Genomic DNA, 22,845 nt, shown 5'->3' with positions numbered 1-22,845 from the left:
GACGGCAGGTCATGTTTGCGGGGGTAAAACGTCCTCCCGTCCCAAGATGCGGGGCCGATGGCCCACAACGGGCGGAGCACCGGCCGACGTGGGATCACAGTGGGGCTGGTTTGGCCAGCGGGATCAGTGGGGTCACTGTGGGGTCAGTGGGATTACTGACGCGAGGCGATGACGAAGTCGAGGAAGCCCTGCACCGGGGGCGGTAGAGCGGCTCCTGCGACGTCGGCGCCACCGGCGGTCCAGACGATGCCGAGTTCACGGCGACGCTGCGTCCGCAACGGGATGACCGCCATCCCCGGCAACCGCAGGTTCGGGTCCTCGAGCGGCAGCAGCGCCACCCCCAGCCCGGCGGAGACCAGGCCCGCGACCGTGGTGAGCTCCATGGACTCGAAGACCAGCCGCGGCCGGAAGCCCGCATCGGCACTGAGCTGGTCGAGCAGGATCCGTGTCCCGAAGCCGTCGAGCATCGCGACGAACGGTTCATCGTGCGCTTCCGCCAGGTCGATGTCGGGGCGTCCGGACCAGCGGTGACTGTCAGGGACGGCGAGGCCGAGACTCTGCTGGGCAAGTTCGGCCCACCGCACCTCCCCCGCGCGGATCTCGGCGGTGGGTTCGGGGCCGACGAGTGCGAGGTCCGACTGCCCCGACGTCACCCGGTCGACGAGATCGCGGGCGGCGCCCTGGACCAGTTCGAAGTGCACGCCGGGATGCTCGGCCCGGTAGCTCCGCAGCAGTTCCGGGACGAGCCAGGTCCCCAGCGAGTGCATGAAGGCGAGGCGGACGGTGCCGCGTTCGGGGTCGACGTCGCGGCGGGCCTGTTCCACGGCGTCCAGCCAGCGGCCGCGGACGTCCCGGGCGGCGTCCGCGATGATCTGTCCCTGACGGTTGAGCCGGAGGCTGCGTCCCAGCCGGTCGAACAGCGGGGTGCCGATCTCCTCCTCGAGGCCGGCGAGGCGGCGCGACAGGGCGGACTGGCTGATGCCGGTGGACAGGGCCGTGTCGACCATGTTGCGGGTCTCGGCGAGGTCGGTGAACCAGGCCAGATCATCAATGCGCATACCGGGACGTTACATCTTCACCGTTGCATTTTGCACGATGATCGGCGGAGCGCACCATGGACACATGGCAGCGACAGCGCAACAGCCGGAACAACAGGATCACCCGGAACAGCAGGGCCAGCAGGGTCACCAGGCCGGACTCGCCCCGGGGACCCCGGCTACCGGCGCGTCCTCATCGCCGCCGCGACCGCCGGGTTGGCGTCCTTCAACGCCATGTACCTCACGCAGGCGCTCCTCCCCGCGATCCACGAGGACCTGGGCGTCTCCCCGACGACCGCGGCGCTGACCGTCTCCGCGACGACCGGCCTGCTCGCCGTCAGCGTGATGCCGGTGAGCATCCTGTCCGAGCGGGTGGGACGCCGGCGCGTCCTGCAGATCTCGGTCCTCGCCGCCACCGTGCTGAGCCTGCTGCTCTGTCTCGCCCCCGGCATCGGCACGCTGATCGGGCTGCGCGCCCTGCAGGGCATCGCGGTGGCGGGCGTGCCCGCGGTGACGATGACCTTCCTCGCCGAGGAGATCCACCCCTCCCATCTCGGCAAGGTGATGGGCTTCTATATCTCGGGCACCTCGCTCGGCGGCCTGCTGGGCCGGCTCATCCCGTCGGGGTTCCTGGAGGTGACCGGCTGGCGCGGCGCCTCGCTCGCCGGCGCGGTGGTGGCCTTCATCCTCGGTGTGGTCTGCGCGTGGGCCCTGCCGGCGCAGCGGAACTTCACGCCGAAGCGGATCACCCTCGCCCATGAGTTCGCGGCGTTCCGCAGCCACTGGCGCAATCCGCGGCTCGTCGCCCTGTTCATCCTGCCGTTCCTGCTCATGGGCTCGTTCGTCTCGCTGTACAACTACCTGGGTTTCCACCTCACCGAGCAGTTCGGGCTCAGTGAGCTGCTGGCCGGAATGGTCTTCCTCCTCTATCTCTCGGGGACGTGGTCCTCGGCCCGTGCCGGGGCGTTGACCGCCCGCTTCGGTCCGGCCCGGGTGCTGACCCTGTCGACGCTGCTCATGGTGGTGGGACTGCTGCTGGCCCTCATCCCCACCCTGTGGGCGACGATCGTGGGGGTCCTCATCTTCACGGCGAGTTTCTTCGCGGTGCACTCGACCGCCTCGACGCTGGTGGGTGCGATCGCGACGCGCGACCGGGCGGAGGCGTCCTCCACCTATGTCATGAACTACTACCTCGGGTCCTCGATCCTGGGGTGGGCGGCCGGGCATGTCTTCGCGCTGGGGTGGACGGCGCTCATCCTGGCGCTGATCGTCGTGGAGGTGATAGCACTTCTGCTGTGCGTGGCAGCGTCCCGGAACACGCCGGGACACGCCGACCGGTCTGCCGCGCCCCGTTGACCTGCATCAGGACGCCGTAACTGCAACAAGTGGCAAAAATATCCAGAATTTTGGTCGAAACACTTACGCAGCAGATACGATATGCGGGAGTACCAGCTCGCACATCACTGACGGGCGCCTCGAGCGGCGCCGACGGAGGAACAACAATGGGTCACATCAAGGGCAAGCGTTTCGCCGGCATTCTCGCCGTCGGCCTCCTTGCAACCGCCGGCACCGGCGTCGCCATGGCGCAGGGCGGCATCTCCGCCAACCTGGCACTGTCCAACACGATCTTCTCCCAGGAGGTCTCCGGTCTCGACGGCGAGGGCGTCGCCATCTTCGTCGGCACCGACAAGTTGCGCGATAGCGACGTCGCCGTCTCGAAACTGAAGTTCAAGAAGGCCCAGGTCACCGACCTGTGCATGGCCGCGCCGGTCAAGCTGCCGGGCCTGGGCGACAAGAAGTTCCAGATGAAGGTCCCGGGCCAGAACTTCTCGGCCGACAACCTCGTCATCGGCGCCCCGGGCCTCAACGGTGGCATGACCCTGATCAAGCCGCAGATCGGTGTCGACGCCTCGCAGCTCGACGGCGGCGCCCAGGCCGGCCAGTGGGGCATCTCGGCCGACCAGATCCACGCCTTCGACCAGAAGATCAAGGCCACCTCGATTTCCGCGGACAAGCTCACGGCCGCCGGCAGCCAGGTCTCCGTCGTCGACGCCAGCAAGGCTGACTGCTGATGACCGACAGCTCCATTCCCGAGAACGCGACCGGGGGCGCCGGCACGTCCCCGGCGGCGCCTCAGGATGCGGCGACCACGGCTGAGACTACCCCGGTCCAGGAGACCCGCAGCGAGAAGCTGGAGAAGGGTAACCGCCGCTTCACCCGGTGGCGCCGGCAGCGCGCCTTCGCCGCCGGCCTGCTGATGATCCTGTCCGGTGTGGTCATCCTGGTACCCACCTACCTCAGCCTCCGGGTCTCGAACATCCAGATCCAGATCTCGACCCTCGGTGGCGTGTCCACCCTGGTCATCGGCATCCTGCTGATCGTCTGCGGTCTGATGACCTGGTTCCGTGGCGAGGGCCGCATCCTCACCGGTGTCGCCGCGATGATCCTCGGTATCGTCGCGCTGCCGCAGTCCAACTTCGGCGGTTTCATCATCGGCACCCTGCTGGCCCTGGTCGGTGGTGCGCTGGCACTGGCGTGGTCCCCCGAGTCCAAGGTGGAGGCCAAGGCCGCCAAGAAGGACAAGAAGGACGCCAAGGCCGCGAAGAAGGCCGCGAAGCGGGGCGAGGCGGCGGAGGCCGTGCTGGCCGTCGTCGGCGCCGTGGGCGTCGGCGTGGCACTGCACACCCCGCAGGCGCAGGCCCAGCTGCCGCAGCTGCCGGATCTCCAGATCCCGGGGATCACCCCGCCGGCGCAGGACGGCGACCAGGGCACCGGTGACGGTCAGGACGGCGCGACCCCGCCGGCCGACAACCCCGGCGCACCCGGCGTACCCGGCCTGCCTGAGCTGCCGAAGCTGCCCGAGCTCCCCAAGCCGGAGCTGCCGCCGCTGACGCTGCCGGACGGCAACGACCTGCAGAACCAGCTCGACGGTGGACTGGACGCCCTCGGCGTGCAGATCCCGGGCCTCAACGTCGCCCCGCCGCCGCCGATCGAGGGCCTGCCGATCACCGGCAACACCTTCACCATCACCGCGGACCGTACCGAGATGACGCCGAACATGAAGATGTCCTACGTCACCGTCGACACCCAGCAGGGCCCGAAGAAGGCACTGCGGATCGACTCGGACCGCACCGTACTGAAGAACCTGCAGACGCAGTTCCTCGCGCCGAACGGTGGCCAGTCGATGCGGCAGGACACGCAGGGTGCGACGACCATCCTGTCCGGCAACTTCCACATCGTGGTGAAGAAGCTCACCATGACGCTGGAGATGGCGGGCATCAACACCGCCGTGCCGATCACCATCGACGCGGACTGGGCCCCGGACGACATCGCCAAGGAGCTGAGCAAGCTCGGCGTGGGTCTGCCTGACCTCCTGTCGGGCAAGACCGCGGTGCTCAACGCCTCGATGGACACCTACCTGGTCTCCGCCGACAAGCTGGAGGCCCCGACCAACGAGATCGGCCCCTGGTAAAACCCGTGACCACGGTGAACACCGCGGCCTCCGGGCACTGCCGGTAGGTACCTCGACCGGTCGCCGTCCAGGGGACGGCAACAGCAGAGACAAGGGTGGCCGGGACGTACACGATGTACGTCCCGGCCACCCTTGTCTCTGTCGTGAGCCGCCGTCGTGCGTCGCGGCCTTGAGCCACTGTCACGACCGCGGCGGGGCCGCTCTACTTCGTCGGGGCGGTGGCGCCGGCCGGCTCGTCGGTGTTGCCGGTATCGTCGGAGCTGCCGGAGGCGATGCTGCCGGCGACCGCGTCCACCGCGCTGGAGACGGTGACGTCCTCGCCACTGACCAGCTCGATGATGTTGACGACGGTCTCCGGGGTGACCGTGCCACTGGAGAGCTGGACGGTCGTCGTGATCAGCTTGCCCCAGTCGGTTCCGGTCAGCGAGGAGACGGTCTGCTGCAGGTCGACGTCGCCGTCGAGCGAGGACTGGATCTGGCTGGAGAGTGCCGCAGCGCCGGAGACCGGGGCATCGTCGTCACCGGTGCCGTTGTCGTTGCCGTTGCCGTCGTTATCGGCGTCCTGCGACGAGCTGTCGGCGGCGGACGCCGTGGAGTTGTCGGAGTCCGGGAGATTGGCGGCGGTGGCGGCCGGGACGGCGAGGCCGACGGCAGCGGCCGTGGCGACGAGGGAGACGCCGAGGCGGCGGGAGAGACGGGAGGAGGTGAGGGACATGGAGAGTTCCTTTCCGTGAGGAGTCAGGACGTTCCGGCGTACCGGACGGTACGCCCGCCCACAGGCTACAGCAGAAAAGCTGCGGCGCCAGGCTCCTGCGCAGGTATCACTATGTCTGCAGAAAAGTGCGCATCGCAGCACTAACTTGCAACGTCCTGACCTGCAGTGTTCGCAGAGCGCCCCACATCTACAGGTGGAACGTCATTAGTTTTTGACCTTAGCCAAAACCTGTCGTACGTTGGATTCCGGCTGGAAATCACCTCCCGGCTGAACATGTTTGACCTGAAAGGAATCTCCCATGATCGATACCATCTCCACCTTCCTGTCCACCGTCGTCGAGCTCCTGCAGACCGGCATCACCGGCCTGGTCGACGCCATCGCCGGCGTCTTCAACTAAGCAGACCGGCGACGGACCGACAGGTCCACACCCGACCCCCGCGCTCTCCGCGAGCGACGGGGGTTTCGTCGTGCAGGGCCATTTCGTCCCCGATGGCCACCCCCGTGTAACGCTCCGGCGGAAATATCTAGCGATATAGGCTCCTGCCGATTATCGTGACCGGTAACGCAGCCGGAATTTGGAGATGACGGATGCGCCAAGTGCCCGGTGCTCCGCACCATGAGGGTGCTTCCTTTCAGGTCAGTGCGCATCCCGCGCCCGCAAGGGCACGGGGTGCGCACTGTCGTTTCCGGCGCCGGCGCCTCGGGGTCACAATTTTCTTTTTGACGACGTAACGGACTGCTGTACCACATCGGTTGCATTACTGAAGCGCCCCAGACCGCCTGTGGGCGTGAAGTGATGAAAGGTTCTGTCATGATTGACACCATCGCCACCTTCCTGTCCACCGTCGTCGAGCTCCTGCAGAGCGGCATCACCGGCTTCGTGGACGCCGTCGCGGGCCTGTTCGTGTAACAGTCTCCCCCTGCAGCCCGGCCCCGGACCTCGCGTCCGGGGCCGGTTTTCCGTCTGTGACCTGCACAGTCGCCGGGTCAGGGGTGAATGACGGGGGTAGTTGCCGCAAGGAGCGTAACAATCCCGCCGGCACCCCGTTTGTCTGATCAGCGGCGTGAAACCTTGCGCCTTTCACCATGAATCCACTGAAAGGGATCCATCATGATCGACACCATCTCCACCTTCCTGACCACCGTCGTCGGCCTGCTCCAGGACGGCATCACCGGCCTCGTCGACGCCGTCGCCGGCCTGTTCGTCTAACTGACGGACCCCTCCGGGCTGCCGCCCGGACGGAAAACCCCCGCAGCCATCGTCTGGACTGCGGGGGTTTTGCTGTGTGCGGGCGGGGCTGCCGCGTGGCGGGTGGGCAGCGGCAGAGGCGGTGCGCGTCTGCTTACGCACGAAGTGCGGCAGGAGGATTCCGGCAGTCGCCGAGGCTATGGAATCATCCCCGCTCACGCGGGGAGCACCGCAGGCGACCTATCAGGCGACGCCGAATCGGAGGATCATCCCCGCTCACGCGGGGAGCACGCCACCACGATCATCGCCGGCGTGCCGGACGCGGGATCATCCCCGCTCACGCGGGGAGCACGCTTTGGCGGCGTCCTCGTGCGCCTGGGCGGCCGGATCATCCCAGCTCACGCGGGGAGCACGAGGTCATGGCGTCGGATACTGCTGCGAGCGTGGGATCATCCCCGCTCACGCGGGGAGCACACGGCCGCTCTGGGTGTGTCGGCGTGGGACGTGGGATCATCCCCGCTCACGCGGGGAGCACGGTTCGCCCTTCCGCCCGGCCCGCCAGAGGTACGGATCATCCCCGCTCACGCGGGGAGCACGGTCCGACCCGGACCTGCGCACCCTGACCCGTGGGATCATCCCCGCTCACGCGGCGAGCACACACGGGCTAGAGGCTGCGGCGTCGACCTGAACGGATCATCCCCGCTCACGCGGGGAGCACGGCACCACCGCCGAGCATGGCATCCAGGTCGTGCGGATCATCCCCGCTCACGCGGGGAGCACCGGTAGTTCCACCCGTCAGGGACGACGAGCGGGGGATCATCCCCGCTCACGCGGGGAGCACCATCTGGGCCATCTGCTGCTGGGCCTGCTGCTGGGATCATCCCCGCTCACGCGGGGAGCACCCGTTCCGCGTTGCGGCGGGCGGTTGCGCGGGCGGATCATCCCCGCTCACGCGGGGAGCACGCGACGACCGCAGCGCCGATGTAGTACAGGGACGGATCATCCCCGCTCACGCGGGGAGCACTCGGGTGAGGTACATCGGGGTGATGGTGGATGCGGATCATCCCCGCTCACGCGGGGAGCACGCACACATGGTCACGATGCCAGTTGCTCGAGACGGATCATCCCCGCTCACGCGGGGAGCACAGGCATCCGGATGGGGCATCATCCCCGTCACCGGGATCATCCCCGCTCACGCGGGGAGCACCCGACCGGCGCTTACGTCACCGAGTCCGGCCGGGGATCATCCCCGCTCACGCGGGGAGCACGCAACCACGGCGATGAATGCCCGCCCCGCACTGGGATCATCCCCGCTCACGCGGGGAGCACATTCTCAGTGGGGCGGCAACAGGCTCTATGTGCGGATCATCCCCGCTCACGCGGGGAGCACGAGGCAATCACCGCCGTCATGAACGACGTGACGGGATCATCCCCGCTCACGCGGGGAGCACCCGCAGAACACCATGCGTGCGCAGTGCTGCCAGGGATCATCCCCGCTCACGCGGGGAGCACGTGGATGCGGGCGAGATTCGGTCTTCGTCGGAGGGATCATCCCCGCTCACGCGGGGAGCACCAGCTCGCGGTCACCGGCGCATCGGAGTGCCTGGGATCATCCCCGCTCACGCGGGGAGCACGTAATCGTGGCAGTCGTGGCAGATCCCGATCCCGGGATCATCCCCGCTCACGCGGGGAGCACTTTTTAGCGCCACTGCGTGGACGGTGGTTCCGGGGATCATCCCCGCTCACGCGGGGAGCACGCGCCGTGCTTCTCGCGGAACCGGTCAATGCCCGGATCATCCCCGCTCACGCGGGGAGCACTATTCCAGGAGGTCGGGGTCGGTGCGTCCCCCGGGATCATCCCCGCTCACGCGGGGAGCACCGAGATGAATAGGGTAACTGGTGACTGACCCTGGGATCATCCCCGCTCACGCGGGGAGCACGAGACGGTTACCTTGTGGCATGACGGGCACGGGGGATCATCCCCGCTCACGCGGGGAGCACATGCTGGCGAACGTGTCGTCTCACGGATCGTGGGGATCATCCCCGCTCACGCGGGGAGCACACGTGACTACGAGAGAGGTCTACCCAGTGAACGGGATCATCCCCGCTCACGCGGGGAGCACCACGGATTCTGGACGTAATCCGGGAAGAGATTGGGATCATCCCCGCTCACGCGGGGAGCACATTGCGGAACTTCCTCGGCGGGTTGTGCTTCTCCGGATCATCCCCGCTCACGCGGGGAGCACTCCGTTGGCGGAGATGGTTGATCGTCAGGTTGCGGATCATCCCCGCTCACGCGGGGAGCACCGAGTAAGGGGTGAACATCCGATCATTCGGCTCAGGATCATCCCCGCTCACGCGGGGAGCACGCTCGCCGCCCACAAAGCGTGGATACCTACTGCGGATCATCCCCGCTCACGCGGGGAGCACTGGGAAGCCCTCGGAGAAAACGCCGCAGCCCAGTGGATCATCCCCGCTCACGCGGGGAGCACGCGACCAGGAGGTCGGCGGCCACAGCGTCGGTGGGATCATCCCCGCTCACGCGGGGAGCACGCGCCGCAATGCCCTTAGCAGCCTGAGGTCTCGGGATCATCCCCGCTCACGCGGGGAGCACCCTGACGGTCGCTGATATGGCGCGTGTGACGGGGGGATCATCCCCGCTCACGCGGGGAGCACGGCCTATTTAGTCTCACATACAGGTGGCCTCCGGGATCATCCCCGCTCACGCGGGGAGCACCTCGGCGGTGAGGCGTTCCACCTCGGCGCGGGCGGATCATCCCCGCTCACGCGGGGAGCACCTCGTTCACAACCAGGCACTTGTTGTGCAGCAGGGATCATCCCCGCTCACGCGGGGAGCACTCGGCCTCGGTGTCGAAGCCGTGGAATTCGCCGGGATCATCCCCGCTCACGCGGGGAGCACTGTACCGGACGCGTGCCGGCGCCTCGGTGTCAGGGATCATCCCCGCTCACGCGGGGAGCACTGGCAGGTCACCGTGGACGGGGAACAGCGCGAGGGATCATCCCCGCTCACGCGGGGAGCACGAAGTGAGTCAGGGAGTGCCTCCTGCCACGGAGGGATCATCCCCGCTCACGCGGGGAGCACGACGGGATCGACCAGGCGCTGGAGGTGGACCCGTGGATCATCCCCGCTCACGCGGGGAGCACGCGACCGGATGGCGCAACTTGTGATCCTCGACGGGATCATCCCCGCTCACGCGGGGAGCACGCGGTCATGAGATAGTCCTCGATAATGTCGAGGGGATCATCCCCGCTCACGCGGGGAGCACCGCCTGCGCTGCCGACGCGGGGAAGCCGAGCACGGATCATCCCCGCTCACGCGGGGAGCACGCGCTTTGGCGCTAGGGGGTCTTTTTTGCGTTGGGATCATCCCCGCTCACGCGGGGAGCACGATGAGGCCGGCGGCAACGAGGACCTGGACGAGGGATCATCCCCGCTCACGCGGGGAGCACGGGTGCGGGTCATGGTTCCTTCCATCCGAGGAGGGATCATCCCCGCTCACGCGGGGAGCACCCGATGACGACACCCCACGGTCCGCCGAGGGCGGGATCATCCCCGCTCACGCGGGGAGCACGCGATGGCGTCCGTCAAGGGCACAGCCTTCGGAGGATCATCCCCGCTCACGCGGGGAGCACCTCGCCCGCGGCAAAGCCCTCGCCCCCGACCGGGGATCATCCCCGCTCACGCGGGGAGCACTGGGTTTGTTCGTTGATCCACATCTGCACTTCGGGATCATCCCCGCTCACGCGGGGAGCACTGCTGCTGCGTCGTCTGCTTCAGCGTCTGCTGCGGATCATCCCCGCTCACGCGGGGAGCACGCGTTCGGACTTCCTGAACCAGATCACTCATGCGGATCATCCCCGCTCACGCGGGGAGCACACCCGCTCCACATAGCCCGCTTCGATCAGATCGGGATCATCCCCGCTCACGCGGGGAGCACAAGTCACCGTTGCGCGCCATGCGCTGGTTGTCGTGGATCATCCCCGCTCACGCGGGGAGCACGACAGGCCACCCGCAGGCGCATTGTCGGCGTCGGGATCATCCCCGCTCACGCGGGGAGCACGCACAAGGCCGCCCGGTGTCGACCCGGACTTCCGGATCATCCCCGCTCACGCGGGGAGCACCCCAGGTGTGCGACGACCGGCCCGGACGGGTTGGGATCATCCCCGCTCACGCGGGGAGCACCGCGCCTGCTCGAGAGTGCCGTCCTCCTCGGCCGGATCATCCCCGCTCACGCGGGGAGCACTGGACGATGTTCACACCCTGCGGGAAGCTCACGGGATCATCCCCGCTCACGCGGGGAGCACGCCTCGCGCACGCGGTCCCACTGCGCCGCGATGGGATCATCCCCGCTCACGCGGGGAGCACGCCTCGCCGTCCTCCCACTGGTTCGTCTGCTTGGGATCATCCCCGCTCACGCGGGGAGCACCACGATCTTCACCGCAGCGTCAGCCATCGCAGCCGGATCATCCCCGCTCACGCGGGGAGCACGCTTCACTGTCTGCCAGGTCCATTGCCCCGTCGGGATCATCCCCGCTCACGCGGGGAGCACCGCGGAGCTGAACGCGGATGGGATTGCACAGGAGGATCATCCCCGCTCACGCGGGGAGCACTTACGCAAATTTGACGCACTCTCACGGGAACAGTGGATCATCCCCGCTCACGCGGGGAGCACATCGGCATCGGCCTGCTGTGTGTCGGGTCTGCGGGATCATCCCCGCTCACGCGGGGAGCACCAGGTAGCCGGGGTACGCCATCGTTACCAGACCGGATCATCCCCGCTCACGCGGGGAGCACCCTTGTTGACCAGTACATCATCGATCCCAGCGGCCGAATTTACCTTAGTTTCGTCTCCGTCGCGCAGCCTTCCTCAACCGCGAAGCACGCGACCACCCCGCCTTCATCGCGCCCTTCTCTGTTGTCAACGGGTGCTTCATCAACGTCATCCCCTCAATGTCCACTGGAGTCCATTGACCGCGATGCACTTCCACGACGAAACCCTGCTCATTCTTGTTCGTCGGATAGGTCATCACCGCGCGGCCCGAATCCATGTTGCTGGTCACCAGGAGCCATAGTTCCTCACGGACGCGAGCGCTGACTCTGCCGACGTACACACCGGGGCTCACCTCCATCAACCATCGGGTGAGTTGCCCACGCAGCTGAGCCGGCGATGCGGAAAGGACCAGCGTCATCATGGCCTATCCGGGCTTTCCACCGCGTGGTCAGCAGCATCGTCGCTGTAGTTCATCCCTCCGACCACACTGTGGTCCTTCTCATCCCAGAGTTGGACGACGTCGGCCCAGAACTCCCCGTCATCCGGCTGCTCCCTGTCCCCGACGAGAAGTACCGCAAGATCGTGAGCCATCTGTTCCGGCAGCCGTAGCTCCTTGATACGGTCCCGGACAGCGCGCCGGGTGATCCCGGCGATATCGGCGAAGTCAGCGGTGCCGTCGTCCTGAATCTTCTTGACTACGTTGAACGCGATCGGAATTGTGCATTCTGCCTTGTAAAGGTCAGCTACGTCATACACGAAGCTACGGTCATGCCCGGTGTGGACGAACCCCAGACCTGGACTGCATCCCAGCGCCGTAATGACGGCATGAGAGAGCCCGTACAGTGCCGAGTGAGCTGCAGAGAGAGCCTGGTTGATCGGATCCCCGCCACTGAAATTATTCGGGTCATAGGTCCGCCGTTTCCATGCGACCCCGGTGGACTCGGAGCATTTCCGGTAGATTTGCCGGACTCTGGCTCCCTCCTTGCCCCGGAGCTGCTGCATGGTCAGTCCGGTCGTGTCATCGGAGAACCTCATCGCGTACATCTCACGCGCCACGGCCAAACGGCTCCGCGTGTTCGAGACTTTCTTCGCCTGCGCCTCAAGCAGTCTGGTCGAACGGGCGATGGACCGACCGTGCGCGTAGTAACGCACGCCTTCCTCCCCCACCCAGACCAGGGAACATCCGGCGTCAGCCACAACGGCCACCGCCTGATGCGTCAACCGGGTTCCCGGCCCCAGCATCAGGACGCTGAGAGCCGCGACCGGAACGTGGATCACCCCACTCTCGTCCGTCGCGGTGAGTGCGCCTCCGTCACGACCGAGCGTGCAGTGCTCAAGGTAGAGAAAGCTGACTCGGTCAGTGACACGCGCGAGCTGGCGCGGCGTCGACGGCGGAAGGCCACCGTTCATCAGATCCTCGCCTTTGCCAGCGTCAGCAGCCCACACCCGTAGCCTTTGGCTTTCCCGATCCCGCTGATGAGTGTCGCTTCCAACCGGTCGCGGTCGACGACCTCCAGGAGCCCCTGAAAACCTGCGCGCACGATCGTGACCTTACGACCTTTCCTGTTGAACACGAGGCGCTCAGAACCGGACACCTCGGCAGCGGGTGATTCTCCCTCGGAGAGGAACCTGATCCCCATCGATTCCTGCCGGTCCAGCAGCCACTGCAGCTGGTACTCGGCCGTCTGATGGGCACGCCTCTTTTTCACACCTCCTTCCGTTACGGTGTGGACCGGGTTGGCGACAAGTCGGAAACCGTACTGCTGGCCTTTCATCAGACGGCCGGTCAGCGTGGTGTAGTCCCTGGTCTCCCACGTCTTTTTCTCCGACCATCCCGCCTGCTCCTGCAGGTGTTCGAGGGAGGGGACGTCAGGGCTCACGATCCAGAGCACGGTCTTTTCACCGTCACGGTCGATCCGCCAGAGGACCCGTCCTCGGTCGCTCTGTTCCCCGGCATCCGGCGGGAAACCGGACAGCACGGCGGCGTGGAGCATCTCCGGGTTCGCGAGCAATGCACGGCAGTGTCGCCGCTGCGGATTGAGGTACATCCTGGACAGGTACATGGTCAGATTCCTCCCAGGAGGGTAAACGGATCGTGTTGCGCGGGGTCATAGCCCTCCGGGTTCTCCACCTGGATCCAGTCATGGACCACGCCCCGGAGGGAGTAGCGGCGGTCCCGCGGATCAAAACTCACCGGGACATCACGGATCTGCTCGTCGGGGGTCTCCCCGGTGCGCGCATCCCGGCTGACCGGGAGAGCGAGCAAGGTGGGCTGCTTCCGCCGGTACCAGTCCGCGGCAAGCCACGGGGCGCCTTCCAACGCTTCTGCCGGATCCTCGTCGACGATGCCGCGGGACACCCGCGACGCCGGCGGACATGACCGTCGACCGAGGTACAACGGGAATTCAGGGTTCCGCAGAGCCTTGTCGATCCCGTCCAGCACACGCGGATCTCCACTGATGGCGACTGTGAACTTGAAATCCTGGAGATACCAACGGTTGGTCAACGGCTTCGACTCCGGCTTCTTCGGCCGCCAGTCAATTTCAGTCTGGAAGTCCCGCAACAGACTCCCCTGCTGATCGGTGCGGACCGCGAAGGTGAGGTCCAGGAGGTCGGCAACCGAGTCGGTCCGGTACCGTCCCTGCGCGGCAGCCAGCATCCCGAGCACACCGCTTTTCGTCGGTACCGTCTCGGTGGACCGCGTTACGAACCTCCCGGAAACTCCCCAGGACTGCAATGGCCCGTCAAGGGCCAGGACAAGTGTCGGCATGGCGACCGCCTACTGCTTCACGTCGGCGGAGCGGACTGCCTCACCGACAGCAGCGACCAGGTCGGTGAAGGAGGTCCGGGTCGACCGTCCTTCCAGTGCGGCCTGCAGTTCGGGACTGTCCGCCCGCTCGTTGACCAGGTACAGCGAGGTCGCCGGCTCGGTGCCGAACATCTCGTCGCCGCTGACCGCGTACCGGGCCAGAGCCACCGCTGCCGAGGACAGCGCGGAACCGTCGTTCGTGACCGGGCTTTCAAAAGCGTTGACGAGAGTCACCGGCTGGTCGGTCCGTACCTCTGCGGCAATGAAGTCCGGGCGGGTCCGGTTGGCGAAGGTGTTCTGCTTGCCGGTGGGCATGGAAAGACTGAACGCCTTGATGAAGGCCTCGGTAGCCTGAGCGGCAGCCGTCGTGTCACCCAGGTTTTCCACCAGCTTGTCGACATTGATCGTCGCATAGCGGTAGAGCGTGGAGGACACGAATTCGACGGTGCCGATCATGCCGGCACCGGCATTGTCTTCCGGGGCGTTGTCGTCGACAGCGGTGAAGTAGTCGAATTCATTCGTCGCCTTATGCACGGACAGGGCGTGCTCGACCTGACAGGCCGCGTCGACATTGAGTTCGGGAGCGTCTGCCAACATGCGGCCGAACAGGGCGATGTCGACAGCAGTTGTCCCGGCGAGAGCGGCGCGGGCGTCCTTCTTGGAGAGTTTCTCCCCACCGTCTGCGATGCTGGCAGCCAGCTCGGCAAAACGCTGGATTTCCTGCCGGGACAGGAAGACCAGATACGCCGTCTCTTCCTTGTTCTTCTTGTCCATGCTGATGTCGGCGGATTTCAGCACCTCGCCAGCGTACTTCAGCGCATCTTCCTCGGTGATGTCCGGGCGCAGGTCACGGAGCCGTTCTGCGACACGCAGCGCCCCGTACTTCGTCCGCTCGCCGAGTTGCTCGCTGTCCAGGTACTGCTCGAAGTCCCGTCGTGCCGCGCGCTTCCACGCCTGGCTGGAGACTCGGTGGCGCTCCACTCCCCCGAAACGGGCGGACTTGGGTGATCCGGTATCGTCGCGGTTGATGCACGACGGCGGCACAAGCTGGAGAATGTGCAGGTCAATGTAGGTGGTCATCGTTTTTCCTTACTGTTCGACAGTGGTTTCAGCTGTGTTCTGGTCCGGCTCCGCATCTGCCGGACGCCGGTAGGTGTAGAAGTCCCGCCCCCAGGACAGTCGGACGCTGTCCCTGAAGTCCGGACGGGAGAAGCGGTAGAAGTCACGGGCCAACCGCCCGTAGTCGAGGGGGATCGCCTTACCCCGTAGCTGGGTCACCAGACTGCGGAGGTGCCACAGCATCTCATCAACAGAATCCGCGGTGCTCAGTGCATTGAACCGGCGGATCAGCGGACCGCTCTCCAGGTCCTCGCCGCCGAGTTCGTGGTGCAGCTCGCGTAGTGCACGGCCGAGACCCCAGCCGCTACAGTGCATCCTTTTCACCTGGGACTGCTGGTGCAGCGCATAGAGGCACAGCGCCGTGTGCGCCGCCTCCTCTGCAGCGCTGGGCTCATCGGTCTTACCGACGAGATCTTCCGGGAACCCGCCGAGCGTGACTTCCCAGACTTCGGGAACCGAACCGGCCGGTTTCCCCAGTGCACGACGCAACCGGGCCGCTGTCGCTCTCGCCGCAGAACTCTGCTGGTCGAGAAGGCCCGCCTGCAGCCGTTCAATCTTTCCGACGACGAAGCACGCCAGTTGTCCCGCTTTTCCTGGCCGAGTTGTACCGGTCATTTACTCTCTCCGTTCTCCGAGGTTGTGGACCGTGGATCCGTACCGAGGCAGTCCCTCAGCCCGCGTCGTAGGCGTTCAACGGCGACGGCCCCGGTGATGCGGTAGGTGCCGTCCCACCGACCGGCCCATACATCCGGCCCCTGCGCGGACAACAGGTCCTTCGCCAGTCCGGTAGCTGTTGTCCGCAGAACCACCGACCAGTCAGCCAACACATCATCACGACGGCTGTCCGGACCGAGTTCCCGCAGCCAGCCCCGGAACCGGTGGTCCACCTGCTGGTAGAAGGCGGCCTGGATTCCCTCGGTATCTGCCTCATCCGCATTCCCGCTGACGGCGAACGCGGTATTGCGCGCGAAGATCCACAGCAACCGGGCCACGTCATCCGCCCGCTGGACCGCCTGACGGGCGACGGCGCGCAGGGCATCACTGCCGGCGTCGAGGAACGCTGACCGCACGGTCAAGGCATCCTCTGCTACTCCGGCAAAGCTGGAATTCTGTGCTCCGTACTCCATGGAGACCATGTGGACCCGGAGCCCGCGGTCGGAATCCAGCGCGCCCTGTCCGATCAGAGTGCTCACCCAGTCGATGTTCTTCGCCGGTTCGGTCTTCGGCAGGGAGAGTTTTTCTCCGGACAGTTTCAGCGCGGTCATCTCCGGGGCACTGTTGGGGAAGAGCCCGCCGAGCGAACGCCACATGGTCTTTCCCACTGACAGCGACTGCGGCATGTACCGGATCGCCTTCGCTTTCTTCGTCTGCGGTTCGCTGAACCGCCACGGGGACATGGTCTCCACACTGTTCTGGGTGGTGTAGTCGACCGCGTCACCGTTCGTGACCAGTACACCAGTGACCCGGTCGCCGTCCCAGTGCAGGAGAATCCTGCGCTGCGGCCAGGTCAGCAGTTCGACAGGCCCCGGCGCGGTGAGACCGTCCCTCGCTGCCGGCCCGATGTCCTCCATCTCCCAGAGCGGGCGGTCTTCGGTGCCCGCACCCGGACGGAGGGGGATGTAGTTCAGCAGCAGGGTTTCGCGGAGGTTTTTCCCTTCGATGACCGTCCCACCCAACCATCCGCACCAGCCGATGCCGATCGGATAGCCTTTTCCACCTTTGACCCGTTTGTCCCCGTCAGCGCCAGGCTTGATCCCGGAGAAGTCGAAGGCCATGCAGTGGACCACTGCCTGGGCCGCTTCCGCGGCATCCACCGATGCCAGCCTGTCCCGCATCGAGAAGAGGTCGCCCTCATCACCGACATCCGGGAAGATGATCTCCAGCGGCTTCCACTCACCCTTCGCCGTATGCAGTCCCGCGACCTGGAAGAACGGATGTTCCTTGTCCCGGAGGTCGAACCTGTTCTCCCAGGTCGACAGGTAGTCCTCCACCTCAGGGTCCAGCAGACTTTCCTGGTCCCACTTCTCCAGCCAGTGCTCCACGGCTCTCTCGCTCCGCCGCCACTTCTTCGAGTCCCATGACCGGTACAGAACCGCCAGCAGAACGCGCATGATGGCGAAGCTCACCGTACCGAGCGGGGCTGCCAGACCACGGAAATCTGCTGGCCGGGCGAGCAGTTCCCGGATGCCGACACTGGTCTCGTGCCCCTCGTGGTCGACAACCGGAATCCAGGACCGATCCAGCAGGTTATAACTGTCCATCAGTACCTCTCCTTTCTTTATATCGATTTGCATTTTCATAAGAAATTTTAATTCTATAGCCCGCAGTCGAGCTTCACCGATTCCGAAGGTTTTTACCCCCATACGGTGTCGCCAGTGATAGCACGCCCGCCGGACACCACCCATCAGACGTTCGAACGCCGGTAGCGCGACACTGCTGTCCCTGTCACCGCTTCACCCGCTCGCAGAGCAGCCCACGCTGCCGTTCGTACGTGATGTGCCAGTCTCCGAGCCGTCGCTGGAACGACTCATCCAAGACGAGCGGGAGTACCCCTTTCAGCCACGGCGAGGCCTGCCAGGATTCCTGTCCGTCCTTTTCCAGCTCCAGAAGCTGCGCCTCAGATGCAGCCACCCAGGCAGGGAGCCGCACCGAACACTGGGCCAGTCGCCTCGCATCCCCGGGGTCCAGCTCCAACATTCCGTCGAGCGGCTTTCCCGCCAGTTCCCGGACGTGCGGCAGAGCGTAGATCGTGTCACCGCGACGCTGCACGACGATCACCTCCACACTCTCATCGGCGTCACGGACCTGCGCCAGCCCCCTGACCTCGGTATCCGAGGTCACCACCGTGGTCCAGTCACTGAGACTGCCACTCTCCGGATCGGGAAGACAGAATCTGCCGGCCTCTTCCTGCTGGCGGGTCCGGTACTTCCGTTCCCCGGCCTCGGCGTCCTGCCACACCGTTTCCCATGCCGCGGGATGGTCCATCGCTTCGTCGTAGGCGGCCGACACCAGGGCCGCCACGTCCTTCGGGGATTCGACCGTTCCGCCGTGCGTACCCAGATGCCCGCGCAGTGTCCAGACGGCCCGGAGCAGTCGCGACCGGCGGTAGACCGCCTCGATCCCGCGGGGAAACTCGGGAGCCGTCGTGCTGTCGAATTCGTTGCACCCGGTGATCACGAAGCGGGCTTCTGCTTTATCCGCCGGCCGGACACCCGGCGCGAAATCATGCCGGTGGAGCCTGCCCATCCGCTGGATCAGCAGGTCGACCGGGGCGATATCGCTGTACATGAGGTCGAAGTCCAGATCGAGTCCCTGCTCGATGATCTGGGTCGAGACCACCACACGGCCACGGCCACGGGCCCCCTCACCGTTTCTGCCCAGGACGTCGACCAGCTCGGTCTCCAACGAGGCCCGATGGTCGGCAAGGAAGCGGGAGTGCAGCAGAGTCAGGCCCTCGACCCGGCCGTCGAGCAGCTCGAACAGGCGTTGGGCACGGGTCACTGTGTTGCAGATGGCGGCGATACAGCCGCCCGTCTCAGCAGCATCGATGATGGCCGCCGCGGTCTCCTCGAGATCACCCGGCAGGAACTCGACGTGTGTACTCCGGGACCGGTCACCGGGATCCGGGGTGACCGTTCCGGACGCCGCACCGTCGGTCCAGGTGATACGCGGGTAATCGTCGGTCTCCTCGAGCTCGACCTCCTCGGTCCCGTAATCGGTCGCCCCACGGGCGTAGGCGGAGAGCAGTGCGGACTTTCGCTCCGGCGGAAGAGTCGCAGAGAGAGCGATCACCGGTACGCCGTACATGCCGAGCCACTCGAGGATCCGGACGAGATAGACCGACATGAAGTCGTCGGCGGCGTGAACCTCGTCGAGGATGACGACTTTGCCGACCAGGCCGAGGTGACGCAGCACGACATGTCGGGAACGCAGGGCTGCGAACAGCAGCTGATCGATGGTTCCGACAACGACCGAGGCAAGCATGCCGGTCTTACGCCCGCGGAACCAGGCGTTGGCTTCCGGGGAGGGGCCGCGGTCGACGTCCACGTTCCCGGTGTCGTACACGTTGGCCGGGGCGGAGTTCCAGAACAGGGACCGGTAGTCGTCGTTGAACTCGGCTTTGCCGTGGGCGAGAACGGTCGAGACCTCGCCGCCCGATACTTCGCCTTTCAACCAGGTCATGACGCGGGAGAACATCGCGTCCGAGGTGACCCGGGTGGGCTGACCGAAGTAGATGCCGTCGAGCCCGAGGCGGTCCGCCCAGACATCGGCCGCCATGAGCGCGGCCTCGGTCTTTCCGCCGCCGGTGGCGTCCTCAACCAGGATCAGACCCGGCCCGTCGATACTCCGGGCGGTCTCCACGACGGCACGTTGGACCGGCCGCATGACTGCACCGGTGGGCAGTCCGAACCGGGCGGCGAAACCTGCCGGATCAACCGGAGAGGGGATCCACCGTCCCCCCAGGTCCATCGCCGCACGCCCGTCGGCGGCACGTTGTTCCTGGTCGGTGGTCGCATCACAGTCATAGGGAAAGTTGTTCTCGTTCGATCCGACCCAGTCGGCGGCGATGAGCAGGCCGGTGACCACGGCCTGTTCCGGGACTGACCAGGTGAGGCGCCCGAGTCCGTCGATGTCCGCTGCCGTAATTCCGAGATGCTCTGCCCCGGCGTCCAGCAGGCGCAGCCGGGCATCCAGCCACTCAGGGTGCTCGCTGATCTCCGAAACGAGTCCGTCGGGCTTCTGCCACACCGGCGGGAAGATGCCGTGATGACCGCCGAGAACCTCGAACCAGCCGTTCAGCGCACTAAGCGCAGGACGCCGTGTACACCGGGTCTTCAGCCACTCCTGCACCGTGTATGCGCTGATCAGTGAATGCGGCAATGCCCGCATGTCCGTATTGCTGACCGTCATCGCGGAGTAGCCGTGCTGCAGGACATGCTCGTGGAGCGACGGCACTTTCGCCTGGAAGAACGGGGACGCCTTGCCGACGTCATGTGCCCAGCCCGCAAATCTGAGGACCGTATCGAGATCGGTGGCGCCACACCGCTCCCCCAGCTCCGTCCGCCGGGACTCCGACAGAAGAACCCGGGAGACCGGGACGATCACACCACTGACATCGGTCAGATGCTGACGCAGGGAGAGCGCCCCGTTCTCCCCGTTCCCGAACTTCGCCCAGAAGACGTCAAGGCTCAGACCGTCCTGAGCATTATTTTCCATGCATGCAGGAAAGCACAACGGATCGCGTTCCTCCATGCCATCGCTCCTCCACTCCCCCGGGCGGGGCAGGGGCACCCCTCACAGACACAACAGACCCCTGCTGCCGGATGGGGCGACAGGGGTCTGGAGGAGCACTGTCCGGGACAGTGCGGGAGTCTCAGACGGTCACGCGGGCCGTCGAGCTCCGGTAGTCGGTGATGACTACTTCTCGCCGTTGAAGACCTGGGCGATGGCGTCGACGAGGCCGTTGATGCCGGTCTGCAGCAGCTCGACGACGGAGGACAGGAAGGTGGAGATGGAGTCGATCATTGGAGATTCCTTTCAGGAAAGTTGATGTGGCACAGGTTCGTGCCTCGCTGTGGAACACTACCAATCCTGAAAACTTAATGTCAGTTAGCACAACTGCTTCCCCCCTGGTACCACCCCTACCGACAGGACGAGAAAGGCGCCCCACCTGCACAGGCGGGGCGCCTCACCTACTGAAAGGTCACCTCATGGGTGATGGACAGCCTTGATCGGAAGCCATCGGGGACAAACTTACCCGATGGAAACTTTAAGGGAAACTAGGAGAAGTGAAGCGCAGGCCGCGCACTACTTCGCCGGATACACCGTCCTCCCGGGCCACTTCGCCGGAGACGCCGGAGCTTCCAGGCGCAGTCCGGACCCACAGGTAAACCCCCGGCACGGCATGACGTGAAAAGCCGGTCCGATTCGGGGAGTCCGAGTGCACCGGCGTCCCCGAATCGGACCGGTTTTTCACGGGCCACAGCCGCTGGCTCCGCCACAGTGCCGCGTCGAGATGCGGACAGCGCAGGCAGCGCAAGCCAGCCAGCACAGACAGCGCACCCGGCCCCACCAACACCTACATCGGCATGATCGTGTGCTTCTTCGGCTGCTCCGGCACGTGCTTGTCGCGCAGCAGGCGCAGCGCCCGGCGCAGCTTCACCCGGGTCTCCGCCGGGTCCACGATCGCGTCAATGTAGCCGCGCTCCGCGGCGACGTAGGGGCTGGTCATGTTGGCGTTGTAGAAGTCCATGAACATCTTCTTCGCCGCCGGCCGCTGCTCCTCCGGCATCGCCGCGAGCTGCCGGCCCTGCATCATCACCGCGGCACCCTCGGCACCCATCACGGCGATCTGCGCGGTCGGCCACGCCAGGTTGATGTCCGCGCCGAGGTTCTTCGACCCCATCACGGCGTACGCACCACCGAAGGCCTTGCGGATGATGACCGTCATCTTCGGCACGGTGGATTCCACCATCGCGAAGCCCAGCGACGCCCCACGGTGGATCAGCCCGACCTTCTCCTGGTCGGTGCCGGGCAGGTAGCCGGGCGTGTCCACGACGAAGACGAGCGGCACGTTGTAGGCGTCGCAGATGCGGATGAACCGGGTTGCCTTGTCCGCGGCGTCCGCGTCGATGCAGCCGGCGAGGACCATCGGCTGGTTGGCCACCACGCCGACCGACCGGCCGTCGATCCGGGCGAAGCCGGTGATGATGTTCTGCCCGTAGTCGCCCTGCACCTCGAGGAACTGCTCGTCGTCGAAGAGCCGGCCGAGGACCTCGATCATGTCGTAGCCGACGTTCGGGTCGTCCGGCACGATGTCGACGAGCTCCGAATCCCGGTCCTCCGGCTCATCGGAGGGGAAGTAGAACGCCGGGGTGGGCTCGAACGCGCTGGAGGGCAGGTGGTCGAGCAGGTCCTTGGCGTACTCGAAGGCGTCGTCCTCGTCGGAGGCGACGTAGCTGAGGTTGCCGTTGGCGGCCTGTGCGCGGGCGCCGCCGAGCTCCTGCATGTCGACCTTCTCGCCGGTGACGGACTCGATGATCGCCGGGCCGGTGACGAACATGGTCGTCTGCTCCTCCACGCCGATGATGAAGTCGGTCGTGGCCGGGGCGTAGACCGCTCCGCCGGCACAGTTGCCCAGCAGGATCGAGATCTGCGGCGACTGCCCCGACAGCGGCAGCTGACGCCGCGAGATCTCCGAATACATCGCCAGGCTCATCACCGCGTCCTGGATCCGCGCGCCGCCGGAATCGTTGATGCCGATGACCGGGCAGCCGATGCGGGTGGCCATGTCCATGACCTCGCACACCTTGTTGCCGAACGTCTCGCCCACCGAACCGCCGTAGACGGTCTTGTCGTGGGCGTAGACGGCGACCGGCCGGCCGTTGACCTTGCCGTAGCCGGTGACCACACCGTCGCCGTACGGCGCCGACGGGTCACCCGGGGTGCGGCCCAGCGCACCGATCTCGGTGAACGTGCCCTCGTCGAGCAGTTCGTCGATGCGCTGGCGCGGGGTGGTGTGGCCGGCGGCGTCGCGTTTGGCCCGCGCCCGCTCGCTGCCGGGGTCCTGCGCCTCCTCCAGCCGGGCGTTGAGGTCCGCGAGCTTCTCCGCGACCGAGCGGCCGGTCCCGGGGGCGTAGCGGTCGGCGAGGGCCGCCTCGTCGCCGAAGACGGGGTTGTCGGGGGTTCCGGTGGTCTTCCGGCTCATGGTG

Annotated in this window: 14 protein-coding genes and 1 CRISPR repeat array; of the genes, 3 read left to right on the top strand and 11 right to left on the bottom strand. The window is 66.1% G+C overall.

Annotated features, from left to right (window positions below; genetic code table 11):
- Positions 1 to 152 precede the first annotated feature (152 nt).
- Positions 153 to 1,058 (bottom strand): LysR family transcriptional regulator, encoded by a 906-nt coding sequence (locus tag FSW06_RS10720; protein ID WP_010120640.1) that lies wholly within the window; start codon positions 1,056 to 1,058, stop codon positions 153 to 155.
- Between the two features lie 213 nt (positions 1,059 to 1,271).
- Here FSW06_RS10720 and FSW06_RS10715 point away from each other — a divergent pair, with 213 nt between their 5' ends.
- From FSW06_RS10715 to FSW06_RS10705, 3 genes are all read left to right on the top strand, one after another.
- Positions 1,272 to 2,393 carry an MFS transporter gene (locus FSW06_RS10715; RefSeq protein ID WP_244946809.1) on the top strand — a complete coding sequence of 374 codons (1,122 nt, stop codon included), beginning with the start codon at positions 1,272 to 1,274 and terminating at the stop codon, positions 2,391 to 2,393.
- Positions 2,394 to 2,539: 146 nt separating this feature from the next.
- Entirely contained in the window at positions 2,540 to 3,109 is a 570-nt protein-coding gene (locus FSW06_RS10710; RefSeq protein WP_010120642.1) for a DUF6230 family protein, read from the top strand.
- Positions 3,109 to 4,509 carry a DUF6114 domain-containing protein gene (locus FSW06_RS10705; RefSeq protein ID WP_010120643.1) on the top strand — a complete coding sequence of 467 codons (1,401 nt, stop codon included), beginning with the start codon at positions 3,109 to 3,111 and terminating at the stop codon, positions 4,507 to 4,509. The genes FSW06_RS10710 and FSW06_RS10705 overlap by 1 nt, the downstream gene beginning before the upstream one ends.
- A 202-nt stretch (positions 4,510 to 4,711) precedes the next feature.
- On the opposite strand, the gene FSW06_RS10700 is transcribed toward FSW06_RS10705, so the two are convergent.
- From FSW06_RS10700 to FSW06_RS10655, 10 genes are all read right to left on the bottom strand, one after another.
- Positions 4,712 to 5,224 carry a hypothetical protein gene (locus tag FSW06_RS10700; RefSeq protein ID WP_010120644.1) on the bottom strand — a complete coding sequence of 171 codons (513 nt, stop codon included), beginning with the start codon at positions 5,222 to 5,224 and terminating at the stop codon, positions 4,712 to 4,714.
- 1,391 nt (positions 5,225 to 6,615) lie between these two features.
- Positions 6,616 to 11,228: direct repeats of the CRISPR family, unit length 28 nt; unit sequence GGATCATCCCCGCTCACGCGGGGAGCAC.
- Positions 11,229 to 11,272: 44 nt separating this feature from the next.
- Positions 11,273 to 11,623, bottom strand: coding sequence for a type I-E CRISPR-associated endoribonuclease Cas2e (gene cas2e, locus FSW06_RS10695; protein ID WP_010120645.1), 351 nt, complete (start codon positions 11,621 to 11,623; stop codon positions 11,273 to 11,275).
- Positions 11,623 to 12,615: a type I-E CRISPR-associated endonuclease Cas1e gene (gene cas1e / locus FSW06_RS10690; protein WP_010120646.1), complete on the bottom strand. Its 993-nt coding sequence runs from the start codon at positions 12,613 to 12,615 to the stop codon at positions 11,623 to 11,625. Before cas1e ends, cas2e begins: the two co-directional genes overlap by 1 nt.
- A complete protein-coding gene (cas6e, locus tag FSW06_RS10685) occupies positions 12,615 to 13,268 on the bottom strand; it encodes a type I-E CRISPR-associated protein Cas6/Cse3/CasE (protein ID WP_010120647.1) in 654 nt (217 codons plus the stop codon). Before cas6e ends, cas1e begins: the two co-directional genes overlap by 1 nt.
- A 2-nt stretch (positions 13,269 to 13,270) precedes the next feature.
- On the bottom strand, positions 13,271 to 13,975 hold the full coding sequence (gene cas5e / locus FSW06_RS10680; RefSeq protein ID WP_029449544.1) for a type I-E CRISPR-associated protein Cas5/CasD: 705 nt from the start codon (positions 13,973 to 13,975) through the stop codon (positions 13,271 to 13,273).
- 9 nt (positions 13,976 to 13,984) lie between these two features.
- Entirely contained in the window at positions 13,985 to 15,094 is a 1,110-nt protein-coding gene (gene cas7e, locus FSW06_RS10675) for a type I-E CRISPR-associated protein Cas7/Cse4/CasC (protein WP_010120649.1), read from the bottom strand.
- 9 nt (positions 15,095 to 15,103) lie between these two features.
- Entirely contained in the window at positions 15,104 to 15,748 is a 645-nt protein-coding gene (gene casB, locus FSW06_RS10670) for a type I-E CRISPR-associated protein Cse2/CasB (protein ID WP_083827052.1), read from the bottom strand.
- Positions 15,745 to 17,496 (bottom strand): type I-E CRISPR-associated protein Cse1/CasA, encoded by a 1,752-nt coding sequence (gene casA, locus FSW06_RS10665; RefSeq protein ID WP_238525959.1) that lies wholly within the window; start codon positions 17,494 to 17,496, stop codon positions 15,745 to 15,747. Before casA ends, casB begins: the two co-directional genes overlap by 4 nt.
- Before the next feature lie 82 nt (positions 17,497 to 17,578).
- Positions 17,579 to 20,350, bottom strand: coding sequence for a CRISPR-associated helicase/endonuclease Cas3 (locus FSW06_RS10660; RefSeq protein ID WP_010120652.1), 2,772 nt, complete (start codon positions 20,348 to 20,350; stop codon positions 17,579 to 17,581).
- An 862-nt stretch (positions 20,351 to 21,212) separates the two neighbouring features.
- Entirely contained in the window at positions 21,213 to 22,841 is a 1,629-nt protein-coding gene (locus FSW06_RS10655; protein WP_010120654.1) for an acyl-CoA carboxylase subunit beta, read from the bottom strand.
- Between the last annotated feature and the right edge of the window lie 4 nt (positions 22,842 to 22,845).

This window comes from Corynebacterium nuruki S6-4, from assembly GCF_007970465.1.
Classification (GTDB): domain Bacteria; phylum Actinomycetota; class Actinomycetes; order Mycobacteriales; family Mycobacteriaceae; genus Corynebacterium; species Corynebacterium nuruki.
The sequence above is the reverse complement of the archived record's forward strand: the minus strand, read 5'-3'. Positions and strand labels throughout refer to the sequence as shown.